The organism is Marinobacter sp. es.048, from assembly GCF_900188435.1.
Taxonomy (GTDB): domain Bacteria; phylum Pseudomonadota; class Gammaproteobacteria; order Pseudomonadales; family Oleiphilaceae; genus Marinobacter.
The window spans coordinates 586792-598595 of record NZ_FYFA01000002.1 but is presented as its reverse complement, the minus strand read 5'-3'; the positions used below and the strand labels follow the sequence as shown (position 1 = coordinate 598595).

Genomic DNA, 11804 nt, shown 5'->3' with positions numbered 1-11804 from the left:
GAGGATGTAATGCCAATACCCGCTCCTTTGACCGAAAACCAGGTCTACCACGGTTGCCCGGAAGATAGGCTGGACTTCCAAACCACCGAAGACCTGCAGGACCTCGAGCGTCCGTATGGTCAGGATCGGGTATTGCGGGCGCTGGAATTTGGCGCCGGCATTCAGGCAGACGGTTTCAATCTCTTTGTTCTAGGGCCCTCCGGTGCCGGCAAGCACGAGCTGGTCGAGCGTTTCCTGTCCCTGCACGCGGCCGGCCAGCCGATTCCTCCGGATTGGTGCCATGTCTATAACTTCCAGTTTTCAGACCGACCGTGCGCTATTCGGCTGCCCGCCGGTGAAGGGCGCCAGTTCAAGAAAGACATGAATGATCTGGCAGAGGAGCTTCGCACGGCCATTCCGGCGACTTTCGAAAGCGAGGAATACCAGGCCCGGTTGCAGGAGCTCCAGGAAGAAATGGCCAAGCGCCAGCACCAGGGCCTGTTTGATATCCAGGAAGAGGCGAACCGCAACAACATCGCCATGATCACGACGCCGGCCGGTTTTACCTTTGCCCCGATGCGTAAGGGCGAGGTGATCGACCCGGAGGAATACAAGAACTTCTCCGATGAAGAGAAACAGTTGGTTGAATCCAAGGTTGAGGAACTGCAGAAAAAGCTCCAGCAAACCATTCAGCAGATTCCCAGGATGCGCAAAGAAGTCCGGGAAAGAGTCCATGCCCTGAATGAAGAGATGGTGCAGTTGACCCTCGGCGGCCCGATTGGGGAGCTAAGGGAAAAGTGGTCCCACCTGACGGATATTGTCGAGTACCTGGATGCCGTTCGCGAGGATATAGTGGAGCACGCCGAAGCCTTTCAGGACACCGATAACGGGCCTCCCGCAGGCCTGCTGGCCAGATACAAGGTCAATTTGCTGGTCGATAATGCCGAAACGGCGGGCGCACCGGTTATCTATGAGGACCTGCCGAATCATCAGCATCTGGCGGGGCAGATTGAACATCGTGCCCGTCAGGGCAATCTCTATACCGATTTCACCCTGATTCGCGGTGGCTCCATGCACCGTGCCAATGGCGGGTATCTGATCCTTGATGCCCGTCGGGTGCTGACGCAGCCGATGGCCTGGGAGAGCCTGAAAAGAATCCTGTCCTCCGGTGAAATCCGAATAGAGTCTCTCGAGCGGCTTTATGGGTTGGTGAGTACCGTCAGCTTGCAGCCGGAGCCGATTCCGGTGTCGGTCAAGGTGGTTCTGCTCGGGGACCGGATGCTGTACTACCTGTTGTCTCATTACGATCCGGATTTCCTGGACCTGTTCAAGGTGGAGGCGGATTTTGAGGACGATCTTGACCGTAATGATGAGTGCTACGAACTCTACGCCCGAATGATCGCCACCATGGCCAGGGCCCTGAAAATGCGGCCCCTGGAGCGAAGCGCTGTTGCGAGACTGATTGAGCATGCCAGTCGACTGGCAGCTGACCAGCGCAAACTGACCGCCCACGACCGGGTGCTCCGGGATATCCTGAGTGAGGCAGACCACTGGGCGGGGCAGGCTGGGGCCGATACGGTTGAAGCCGGCCATCTCCAGCAGGCCATTGATGAGCGGGAATACCGGGCCAGCCGGGTACGAGAACGAAGTCGTGAGCAAATCAGCCGGGGTGTAGTGATGATTGCCACCACCGGCGAGGAAGTGGCTCAGGTAAATGGTCTTTCGGTACTCAGACTTGGCGCGTCGATGTTTGGGCAGCCTACTCGGATTACCGCCACGGCCCGCCCGGGCAAGGGGCAGGTGGTGGATATCGAACGGGAGGCCAAGCTTGGTGGCCCCATTCACAGCAAGGCCGTGATGATTCTTTCCCGGTTTCTTGCGAGCCGGTACGCCGGCGACGGCGAACTCTCCCTGTCAGCGAGCCTGGCCTTTGAGCAATCCTACGGTGGTGTCGAGGGCGATTCTGCTTCGGTGGCAGAAACCTGTGTACTGCTTTCAGCCATTTCCCGGGTGCCACTGAAGCAGTCCTTCGCCGTGACAGGATCCATGAACCAGCATGGTGAAGTTCAGGCCGTGGGTGGCGTGAACGAAAAGATCGAAGGCTTTTTCGATGTCTGCAAGGAAGCCGGCGACGTTCGCGGGCAGGGCGTTCTGCTGCCCGCAAGCAATGTTGAACACCTTATGCTGAGAGCCGATGTGAGGCAGGCGATCGCCGAAGACCGGTTCCGAATCTATCCAATTTCACGCATCAATGAGGCGATTGAGCTTTTAACCGGCCTTGAGGCCGGAGAGCTGGACGGCAGTGGCGAGTTTCCGGAGAACAGCTTCAATCGCAAGGTTGCCGAGCGCCTCGAGAAGTTCGCGGAGGCCAGCAAGAAGCGGGACGAGAACGAAGATGCGAACGGCAGCGGAGGCAAGGATCGTGACTGATACACGAGCAGCCCAGGCTGATACTGGCACCACAAACGGTCGTGTTCTGGTGCTTCTGGACGGTTCCAGAATGAGCTATGCCGCCTTGCAGGCTGCGGCTGAGATTGCCGCGAATACAGGTGCCGATGTGCTGGGCGTGTTTGTTGAGGAACTGAACCAGTTGCGAAGCGCTGGCTATGGTTTTGCCCGCGAGGTGGGCGCGTCGTCCGGTATCAGTCGACCGTTTGCTGCCGGCGAGGTTGAACAGCGAATGCAAAGGTTGGCGAACGAGGCTCGCCGGGCGCTTGCCGGTGCCGTAGCGCCACACGGTGGCAGGCATACCTTGAGTGTCGCCCGGGGCCATGTGATTGATGAGGTGCTGGCGCTCGCCGGCCCCCAGGATCTTTTGGTAATGGGCCGGGTTGGTTGGTCCTCAGCGCCCGGGGCGCGGTTGGGTTCCACGGCAAAAGGCCTTGTTCGTCGTTCCCGGGGCAGGGTGTTGCTCTGGTGTGAAGGTCGGACCGAGCCTCTGGGCAGGGTTGTGGTGTTTCTCAATGACCACAAGGACGCCAACGGCCGTGCTGTCCAGGCGGCCGCTGAGGTGATTCGTCACTCTCACCGACCCGTGACGCTGATGCTGGGGGTTGATTCGGCTGTTCCATCAGACGACCTGAAAGGCGTCGCGCAGGACCTGGGTATTCAGGAATCGGAGCTTCGTGTAAGGTCTCTGCCGTCAACAGATCCGGTTGTTGTGGTCGGGATTCTGCGACAGGAAAGGGCGGTCCAGTTGGTGCTGAGCCGGGACTGCACACTGCTTCAGGAGCCCGGCGCAGAGCAATTGCTGGCGGCCCTGAAACTTCCCGTCACGGTCACGCCCTGAATATCACCGGTCGCCCCATAGGTCCTTTTATCTGATGTTCATAGATGTTCTCTCAATTGTTGGCCTGACCGTCCTTGCCGGCGCCTGCATTCCATTGGGCGGACTGTTCGCCAGTTTCGAGCGGATCCGACCCAATTGGCTGGAACAGGAGTTTCGTCATTTTGTAATCGCGCTCGGGGGCGGCATCCTGCTTGGCGCGGTCGCCGTAGTTTTTATTCCGGAAGGCCGGTCCAGTATGGGGGGATCCCTTCTTGCGATTCCGGCAATTCTTGCGGGCGGGCTCATCTTCTTCCTGATAGAGCGAGTTCTCGGGTTGAAACGCCGTGAATCTCCTCAGCTTCTGGGTGTGATGCTGGATTTTATTCCGGAAGCTGCGGCGCTCGGTGGGCTCGCTGTGGTGAACACCGAGATCGCACTCCTCATGGCGTTGCTCATTGCATTGCAGAATTTACCAGAGGGGTTCAACGCTTATCGGGAGTTGCTTTACCTCGAAGGCCACAGCTCACGAAAGACATTGGTCTTTATGAGTAGCCTGGTCATCACAGGCCCGATGGCGGGCCTGTTTGGATATTTCTTCTTATCTGAGCGCCCCGTGTTACTTGGCTCACTGATGTTGATGGCTTCCGGCGGTATTCTGTACCTGATTTTCCAGGACATCGCTCCTCAATCCAGGCTTGACCGGCATTGGGGTCCACCTCTGGGAGCGGTCCTTGGGTTTTGTATTACGCTGTTCAGTCATGACCTGGTGATCTAGGCCATGATTGGAGTATCAGGCAATCTTCCGTGAATCTTCCTGGCGCAGGATTTCCTCGACGTCTTCGGCAGAAAGAGTTTCTTGCTTCAATACGGCTTTGGCCAATGCTTCCAATTGGTTGCGGTGCTCATTCAGGAAGTCCAGAGTCGCTTTCTCCAGGGCCAGCAGCTGGGACTGTATTTCCCCATCAATCATCTCGGCCATCTTTTCGGAGAATTCCCTTGGCATGCCCATCTCCCGGCCAAGGAATACATGATCCTCTCCGATACTCAGGCCGAGGGGGCCGATCTTTTCACTCATACCCCATTGACCGATCATCTTGCGTATCAGTGCGGTTGCTTCCTTGAGGTCGTTCTGGGCGCCGGTGCTGACTTCGCCATAGATCAGCTTTTCCGAACAGCGACCGCCAAGCATCACCTTGATGCGATCCTTCAGGTAGCTCTCGGTATACGTATAGTGGTCTTCTTTGGGCGTTTGCTCGGTCACTCCCATGGCCATGCCGTGAGGAATGATGGTCAACTTGGTGAGAGGGTCTGCGTTCGGCATATAGTAAGCCATGATGGCGTGACCACACTCGTGGTAGGCAACGGCCTCGCGCTCTTGCGGGTTAAGCTTGGTGTCCCGCTCCTCGCCGAGAATAATTCTGTCCCGGGCCAGCTCAAAGCAATGGGCATTCACTTCGTGCAGGCTTTCGCGGGCTGCGGTGAGCGCTGCTTCATTTACCAGGTTCTTCAGGTCCGCCCCGGAAAAACCGATGGTCCGCGCGGCCAGTTGATCCAGGTCGACATCATTTGCCAGTGGTACCTTTCGCACGTGAACGGCCAGGATCGCCGCGCGGGCCTCTTTGTGTGGGCGATCCAGAGTGATCTTGCGGTCAAAACGGCCCGGACGGAGCAGGGCGCTGTCCAGAACGTCCGGTCGGTTGGTGGCCGCCAGAACCAGAACATTCTCATGGGCCTCGAAGCCGTCCATTTCGGTGAGGATCTGGTTCAGAGTCTGTTCCCGTTCATCGTGTCCGCCACCCAGGCCGGCGCCCCGTGAACGGCCGATAGCGTCCAGCTCGTCGATGAAAATCAGCGCCGGTGCGTCTTTCCGGGCTTCCTTGAACATATCCCGAACGCGAGCGGCACCGACGCCCACGAACATCTCGATAAATTCCGAGGCACTGATGCTGTAGAAGGGCACTTCGGCTTCGCCGGCGATAGCTCGGGCCAGCAGGGTCTTACCGGTGCCCGGTGGGCCGACGAGAAGCACGCCCTTGGGCATAACGGCACCGAGGGCCCGGTACTTCTCGGGGGATTTCAGAAAATCGATGATTTCGGCAATTTCCCGCTTGGCGGATTCAATGCCGGCCACGTCATCGAGCGTTGCCGTAGAGGTTTCCTTGCGGGCCCGTCTTGCTTTGGAACGGCTGAAATCAAACGGCCCACCACCCTGGGTCATTCGCTTCTGGGCCGCGCCCCAGAACCAGAACATCAGCGCCAGCAGCAGGATCCAGGGCAGGAAGCCGCGGATCATCTCCTGCCACCAGGGTAGTCCGGAGGGTGTGGCCCGGATGATGACGTCGTGCTCTTCCAGCAGGTCAAGCAGGGAAGGATCTTCCATGGGCGGTCGGATGGTCTGGAATCCCGGGGAGCTGGTTCGTGCTGGATTGTCCGAGCTGAAGTCTGCCGCACCGCTGTCGGTAAACAGACCGGTAATGGCTTCTTCTTTCAAAGTAACTTCCGCTACCTGCTGATTCATGACGGCGGTTTTGAATTCGGAGTACGCCAGATCCTGAAGCCGGGGTTGTCCGCCGTCCTGAAGCCAGAGCACCATGAGAAAGATGGCCGCGCTGAGCCACAGGAACGCGAACTGGTTCGGGATTGCCGGCTGTTGGTTCTGCTCCGGCTTCTGTTTTTGGTTTTGGTTGTCTGGCCCGCTCGGTGCTGTCATTTCGGTCTCCGGTCGCCCTCCATGATCTTCGCCACGAAGACGGATTTGCCGTAGGTCTCGAATGACCATTTCATGGTATCCGAGAGCACGCTCATAACCTCATCATAGTCGCCGAAAATCTCGGTGCTCATTCGCCCCGGGTAGACTTCCAGCCCGGTTTGCTCCAGGCGCGCGATAAGGTCTTTGATTGGCTGCTTATATTCCTCTTTCAGGGGATAGCAGCTCAGTTGTACAGAAAGATACATACAGTCTCCTTTCAGGTCAGTGACCCTGGTCAATTGCCCGTTAATAGCCCATGGCCGACGAAGTGCTCCTCCTCGGGTCCGCACCTCCGTGACGGACTCCTTTTTCATCAATCAGGATACTCTGGATGGCGCCCATGGCTGAACCACCAACCACCGTGTGCCCCCGTTCCTGCAGCAGCCGGATAGTGTCGGGGCTGATGCCCTGTTCAATCCGGATTTCATCCGGCAGCCACTGGTGGTGCATGCGGGGTGCGCTCACGGCGGTCTGAATGTTCATGCCATGATCAATCACATTGAGGATCACCTGCAAGGTGGTGGTAATGATCCGGGAGCCACCCGGGCTGCCGGTTACCAGAACATTCTTGCTATCCTTTTTCACGATGGTGGGCGACATGGAGCTCAGCATGCGTTTGCCTGGCTCGACCTTGTTGGCTTCGCCGCCGATCAGGCCGTAGGCGTTGGGTACCCCTGGCTTGGCGCTGAAATCGTCCATTTCGTTGTTAAGCAGGAAACCGGCGCCTTCCACTGTGATGCCGGACCCGTAACTGAAATTGATGGTGTAGGTGTTAGACACCGCGTTGCCCCATTTGTCCACCACGGAGAAATGGGTGGTCTCCGGGCTTTCCCAGGCAGCCGGCTGTCCGGGATTAATGTCGCTGGCCGGTCGTGCCTTGTCTGGATCAATGCCTTCGCGGAGTTCCTCTGCGTAGCCTTTGCTCGTCAGCCCTGTCAGCGGCACATCCACATAATCGGTGTCGCCAAGGTATTTTGAACGGTCGGCGTAGGCCAGTTTCATGGCTTCGGCCATGTGATGGATCGCATCAGCGGAGTTATGGCCGAACTCGGCCATGGGAAACCCTTCGAGAATGTTCAGTATCTGGACAATGTGGGTGCCACCGGAAGAGGGGGGTGACATGGAGAAAATGTCGTAACCCTGGTAGGTGCCGTGCACCGGTGTACGTACCTCAGGGCGATAGTTTTTCAGATCTTCCAGGGTGATCAGCCCATCGTGCCGGTCCATCTCGCTGGCGATCAGCTCGGCAGTTCTGCCCTCGTAAAAGCCCTTCACGCCGTCATCGGCTATGCGCTGGAGCGTTGCCGCCAGGTCAGGCTGACGAAAACGTTCTCCGGGGCGCCAGGAACTCCCATCTTCCTTATAAAAGGTCTCGCGGGTGGCGGGCCAGCGCTCGAGCCTTTCACGGGCCTGCTCCAGGCCTTCAGTGAAACGCTGAGGCAACACGAACCCGTCTTCGGCAAGTTTGATGGCCGGAGCCAATGCCTGTTTAAGGGTGATGGTGCCGTGTCTCTCCAGCGCCAGTGCCAGGCCGGCGACGGTCCCGGGCACGCCTGCGGCCAGGTGGGTGAAGCGGCTGCGGTTTTTAACCACACCTCCGGATTCGTCCTGGAACATGGTCTCCGAGGCGGCGGCGGGCGCTTTTTCGCGATAATCGATGGCTTCCGGGTCTGAGCCGTCGCCTTTGGAGATCAGCATGAAGCCGCCCCCGCCAATGTTGCCGGAGCGGGGCTGGGTGACGGCCAGGGCAAAACCGGCTGTTACCGCCGCATCGATTGCATTGCCGCCGTTCTTCAGTACGTCGAGTGCAACCTCGGTGGCCAGCGTATGGCTAGTGGCAACCATGCCCTGGGTCGCGGTAACCCGGTGAAATCGCTCGCCTTCGAGAATGGCCTGGCCGAATGCCGGGCCGACGGTCATCAAAAAGGCCAGGGCCGCTACAATCGAAAGGCGGCCTGAGCGCCCCTTGGCGAGGTTTTTGGCAGTGTGTTGGTATAGGTCTCTGTCCATCTCTCCATTCCTCGTTTCTGGCGTTCAGATAGGCTATGATAGCCGGTCATTTTCATAGGTGCGTACCGTTAACCTGCCGTTAATGCCGGTGGTGATTCCCCGACGCACCTGCTTTCCCGGATTTCAGTTAAGGAAAGGTTTTCATGGAGCATACCTATCGTCTTGTGATTTCCTGCCCCGACCGGGTGGGAATTGTCGCCAAGGTGAGTAATTTTCTGTCTACATACAATGGCTGGATTACCGAGGCGAGTCACCATTCGGATACCCATACCGGCTGGTTTTTCATGCGGCACGAAATCAAGGCCAACTCGATTCCGTTCGGTCTGGACCAGTTCCGTGCCGCGTTCGAGCCCATTGCCCGCGAATTCAACATGCACTGGCACATTGCCGATTCGGCTCAGCCGAAGAAGGTTGTCCTGATGTGCAGCAAGGAATCCCACTGCGTGGCGGATCTGCTGTACCGCTGGCACAGCAAGGAGATCAACGCCGAGATTGTGGCGGTGATTTCCAACCACGACGACCTGCGCAGGATGGTGGAGTGGCACGAGATTCCCTATCACCATGTGCCGGTGAGCAAGGAAAACAAGGCAGACGCCTTCGCCCACATTGATGAGCTGTTCCAGAAATATGAGGCCGATGTGGTTGTGCTTGCCCGCTACATGCAGATTCTGCCCGGTGAGCTTTGTAAAAAGTACGCGGGCAAGGTCATCAACATCCATCACAGTTTCCTGCCGTCCTTCGCCGGTGCCCGCCCTTACCATCAGGCCTACAGCCGGGGTGTGAAGCTGATTGGTGCTACCTGCCACTACGTGACTCAGGATCTCGACGAGGGCCCGATCATTGAGCAGGACGTTATCCGGATTACCCACAGCGATTCCATTGAGGATATGGTTCGTCTGGGCAAGGATGTGGAAAAGAACGTGTTGGCCCGGGGCCTGCGTTCGCACATCGAAGACCGGGTGATTACCTACGAAAACAAGACGGTGGTGTTTGATTAAGGCTGCCTCACAGTTGCCCCGGAAAGGGCGCGACTGTGGTAGACTTGGCGGCTTGATGAAGAATAACTATGGGGCCCGGAAACGGCCCTGATACGACTTCCAGTAACGCAAAGGAACCTTTCTCGATGGGTGAGTTAGCCAAAGAGATCCTGCCGGTCAATATTGAAGACGAGTTAAAACAGTCCTACCTCGATTACGCCATGAGTGTAATCGTCGGGCGGGCGCTTCCGGATGTGAGGGATGGCCTCAAGCCGGTTCACCGCCGTGTTCTGTTCGCGATGTCCGAACTGAACAACGACTGGAACAAGGCCTACAAGAAGTCCGCCCGTGTGGTGGGTGACGTTATCGGTAAATACCACCCCCACGGTGACTCTGCGGTCTACGACACCATTGTACGTATGGCCCAGCCGTTTTCCCTGCGTTATCCGCTGGTCGACGGTCAGGGTAACTTCGGTTCCATTGACGGCGATAACGCGGCTGCCATGCGTTACACCGAGATCCGCATGGAGAAGATCGCCCACTCCCTGTTGGCGGATCTGGACAAGGAAACCGTCGATTTTGTCGATAACTACGACGGCACCGAGCGTATTCCCGAGGTGCTTCCTACCCGGGTTCCGAACCTGCTGGTGAACGGTTCCTCCGGTATCGCCGTGGGCATGGCTACCAATATTCCGCCCCACAACCTGACGGAAGTGGTCAACGGCTGTCTGGCGCTGATTGATAATCCGGATCTCACGGTTGATGAGCTGATGGAATTCATCCCGGGCCCGGATTTCCCGACCGAGGGCATCATCAATGGCCGTGCCGGCATTGTCGAAGCCTACCGTACCGGCCGGGGCCGTATTTATGTCCGTGCCCGCCATGAGATTGAGCACGACAAAAAAACCAATCGCGACGCTGTCATCATTACTGAGCTGCCGTACCAGCTTAACAAGGCCCGCCTGATCGAAAAGATCGCCGAGTTGGTCAAAGAGAAGCGCCTCGAAGGTATTACCGAGCTGCGGGACGAATCCAACAAGGAAGGTATCCGTGTGGTGATCGAGCTGCGTCGGGGTGAAAACCCGGATGTGGTGGTCAATAACCTGTTCGCTCACACCCAGCTGCAGACGGTGTTCGGTATCAACATGGTTGCGCTGATCAACGGCGAGCCGAAAACGCTGAATCTGAAGCAGATGCTGGATGCCTTTGTGCGGCACCGTCGAGAGGTGGTTACCCGCCGGACCATCTATGAGCTGCGCAAGGCCCGCGAACGCGGCCACATCCTTGAAGGCCTCACAGTTGCCCTCGCCAACATCGACGAGATGATTGAGCTGATCAAGGCGTCGCCCAGCTCGGTGGAAGCAAAAGAAAAGCTGATGGCCAGGGGCTGGGCTCCGGGTGATGTTCTGGCGATGCTGGAGCGGGCCGGTGAGGACGCCTGTCGTCCAGACGATCTTCCGGAAATCTATGGTCTGCGTGATGGCCTTTACTATCTGTCCCCCGAGCAGACCCAGGCAATTCTGGATATGCGTCTGCATCGCCTGACCGGTCTGGAAACCGAGAAGCTGCAGAACGAGTACAAGGACATCCTTGAGAAGATTGCTGGCCTGCTCGAGATTCTGGGCGACCCGGACCGCCTGATGCAGGTTATCCGTGAAGAACTCGAAGCGGTTGTTTCCGAGTTCGGTGACGAACGCCGTACCGAGATCACAAGCTCTCAGCGTGATCTGACGATTGCCGACCTGATTGATGAAGAAGACCTCGTGGTGACCATTTCTCACAGTGGTTATGCCAAGACCCAGGCCGTGGAAGACTATCAGGCCCAGCGCCGTGGTGGCCGGGGCAAGGCTGCGACCTCGATGAAGGATGAAGACTTCGTTGAGAAGTTGCTGGTTGCCAATTCCCACGACACCATTCTGTGCTTCTCCAACCGCGGCAAGGTCTACTGGCTGCGGGTGTTCGAGATTCCGCGGGCCAGCCGGGCTTCCCGTGGTCGTCCGATGGTCAACATTTTGCCGCTGGAAGAAGGTGAACGTATCACCACCTTCCTGCCGGTGCGTGACTATCCGGAAGACCAGTTTGTACTGATGGCCACGTCCGCTGGCGTAGTCAAGAAAACGCCGCTGCCGAACTTCTCACGTCCCCGCAGCAGCGGCCTGATTGCGCTGTCCCTGGATGAGGGCGATACCCTGATCGGTGCCGCCATTACCAAGGGCGACGCAGAGGTGATGCTGTTCTCGACCGCTGGCAAGGCTGTGCGGTTCAATGAGGAAGCAGTGCGCCCGATGAGCCGGACTGCCCGTGGTGTTCGCGGCATCAAGATGCCACAAGGTCACCACGTGGTGTCTCTGATTATTCCGCAGGAAGGCGGGGTTATCCTGACCGCGTCTGAAAATGGGTACGGCAAGCGGACCACCATTGAAGAGTTCCCGACTTACAGCCGGGGTAGCCAGGGCGTTATTGCGATGCAGTGTTCCGAGCGGAACGGCAACCTGGTAACAGCGCTACAGCTGTTTGACGGGGACGAAATGATGCTGATTTCTGACAAGGGCACGCTGGTACGTACCCGCACCGATGAGGTGTCTGTCCTGAGTCGTAACACCCAGGGCGTCCGCTTGATCAAGCTTGGCCAGGAAGATGAACGCCTGGTGGGTGTTGAGCGGATTGCGGAAACCGACGCTGAAGAAATCGACGGTGAGCCAATCGACGGTGAAGTCGATGCCGCAGACGATAGCGCGGAAGAAGGCGAAAAAGGTGAAGGTGCCGGCGACGAATAAGCCGGCACTGCCACAGACAGATTCAGTAAGACTTGAGAGAAAGC

At 57.9% G+C, this 11804-nt stretch carries 8 protein-coding genes; 5 read left to right on the top strand and 3 right to left on the bottom strand.

All coding sequences use genetic code 11. The features are described 5' to 3' along the window. Positions 1 to 9 precede the first annotated feature (9 nt). From CFT65_RS13790 to CFT65_RS13780, 3 genes are read left to right on the top strand one after another with little or no spacing between them, the layout of a single operon-like run. Complete coding sequence (locus CFT65_RS13790) at positions 10 to 2409, top strand: Lon protease family protein (protein ID WP_088828680.1); 2400 nt, start codon at positions 10 to 12, stop codon at positions 2407 to 2409. After that, positions 2402 to 3268 carry a universal stress protein gene (locus CFT65_RS13785; RefSeq protein ID WP_088828679.1) on the top strand — a complete coding sequence of 289 codons (867 nt, stop codon included), beginning with the start codon at positions 2402 to 2404 and terminating at the stop codon, positions 3266 to 3268. Before CFT65_RS13790 ends, CFT65_RS13785 begins: the two co-directional genes overlap by 8 nt. A gap of 34 nt (positions 3269 to 3302) precedes the next feature. Further along, positions 3303 to 4022 (top strand): ZIP family metal transporter, encoded by a 720-nt coding sequence (locus tag CFT65_RS13780; RefSeq protein WP_088828678.1) that lies wholly within the window; start codon positions 3303 to 3305, stop codon positions 4020 to 4022. Between the two features lie 15 nt (positions 4023 to 4037). On the opposite strand, the gene ftsH is transcribed toward CFT65_RS13780, so the two are convergent. From ftsH to ggt, 3 genes are read right to left on the bottom strand one after another with little or no spacing between them, the layout of a single operon-like run. Continuing rightward, complete coding sequence (gene ftsH, locus CFT65_RS13775; RefSeq protein ID WP_088828677.1) at positions 4038 to 5957, bottom strand: ATP-dependent zinc metalloprotease FtsH; 1920 nt, start codon at positions 5955 to 5957, stop codon at positions 4038 to 4040. Further along, a complete protein-coding gene (locus CFT65_RS13770) occupies positions 5954 to 6202 on the bottom strand; it encodes a YkoF family thiamine/hydroxymethylpyrimidine-binding protein (RefSeq protein ID WP_088828676.1) in 249 nt (82 codons plus the stop codon). Before CFT65_RS13770 ends, ftsH begins: the two co-directional genes overlap by 4 nt. A gap of 40 nt (positions 6203 to 6242) precedes the next feature. Then, positions 6243 to 8006 (bottom strand): gamma-glutamyltransferase, encoded by a 1764-nt coding sequence (ggt, locus tag CFT65_RS13765; RefSeq protein ID WP_088828675.1) that lies wholly within the window; start codon positions 8004 to 8006, stop codon positions 6243 to 6245. A 143-nt stretch (positions 8007 to 8149) separates the two neighbouring features. Here ggt and purU point away from each other — a divergent pair, with 143 nt between their 5' ends. Continuing rightward, positions 8150 to 9004, top strand: coding sequence for a formyltetrahydrofolate deformylase (gene purU / locus CFT65_RS13760; RefSeq protein WP_088828674.1), 855 nt, complete (start codon positions 8150 to 8152; stop codon positions 9002 to 9004). 125 nt (positions 9005 to 9129) lie between these two features. Next, positions 9130 to 11760 (top strand): DNA gyrase subunit A, encoded by a 2631-nt coding sequence (gene gyrA, locus CFT65_RS13755; protein ID WP_088828673.1) that lies wholly within the window; start codon positions 9130 to 9132, stop codon positions 11758 to 11760. The last annotated feature ends 44 nt before the right edge of the window (positions 11761 to 11804 follow it).

What these genes read in the sequence shown, in the direction of transcription:
- CFT65_RS13790 (WP_088828680.1), top strand. Translation starts at nt 10, where the DNA reads ATGCCAATACCCGCTCCTTTGACCGAAAACCAGGTCTACCACGGTTGC.
- CFT65_RS13780 (WP_088828678.1), top strand. Translation starts at nt 3,303, where the DNA reads ATGTTCATAGATGTTCTCTCAATTGTTGGCCTGACCGTCCTTGCCGGC.
- ftsH (WP_088828677.1), bottom strand. Translation starts at nt 5,957, where the DNA reads ATGACAGCACCGAGCGGGCCAGACAACCAAAACCAAAAACAGAAGCCG.
- CFT65_RS13770 (WP_088828676.1), bottom strand. Translation starts at nt 6,202, where the DNA reads ATGTATCTTTCTGTACAACTGAGCTGCTATCCCCTGAAAGAGGAATAT.
- ggt (WP_088828675.1), bottom strand. Translation starts at nt 8,006, where the DNA reads ATGGACAGAGACCTATACCAACACACTGCCAAAAACCTCGCCAAGGGG.
- purU (WP_088828674.1), top strand. Translation starts at nt 8,150, where the DNA reads ATGGAGCATACCTATCGTCTTGTGATTTCCTGCCCCGACCGGGTGGGA.
- gyrA (WP_088828673.1), top strand. Translation starts at nt 9,130, where the DNA reads ATGGGTGAGTTAGCCAAAGAGATCCTGCCGGTCAATATTGAAGACGAG.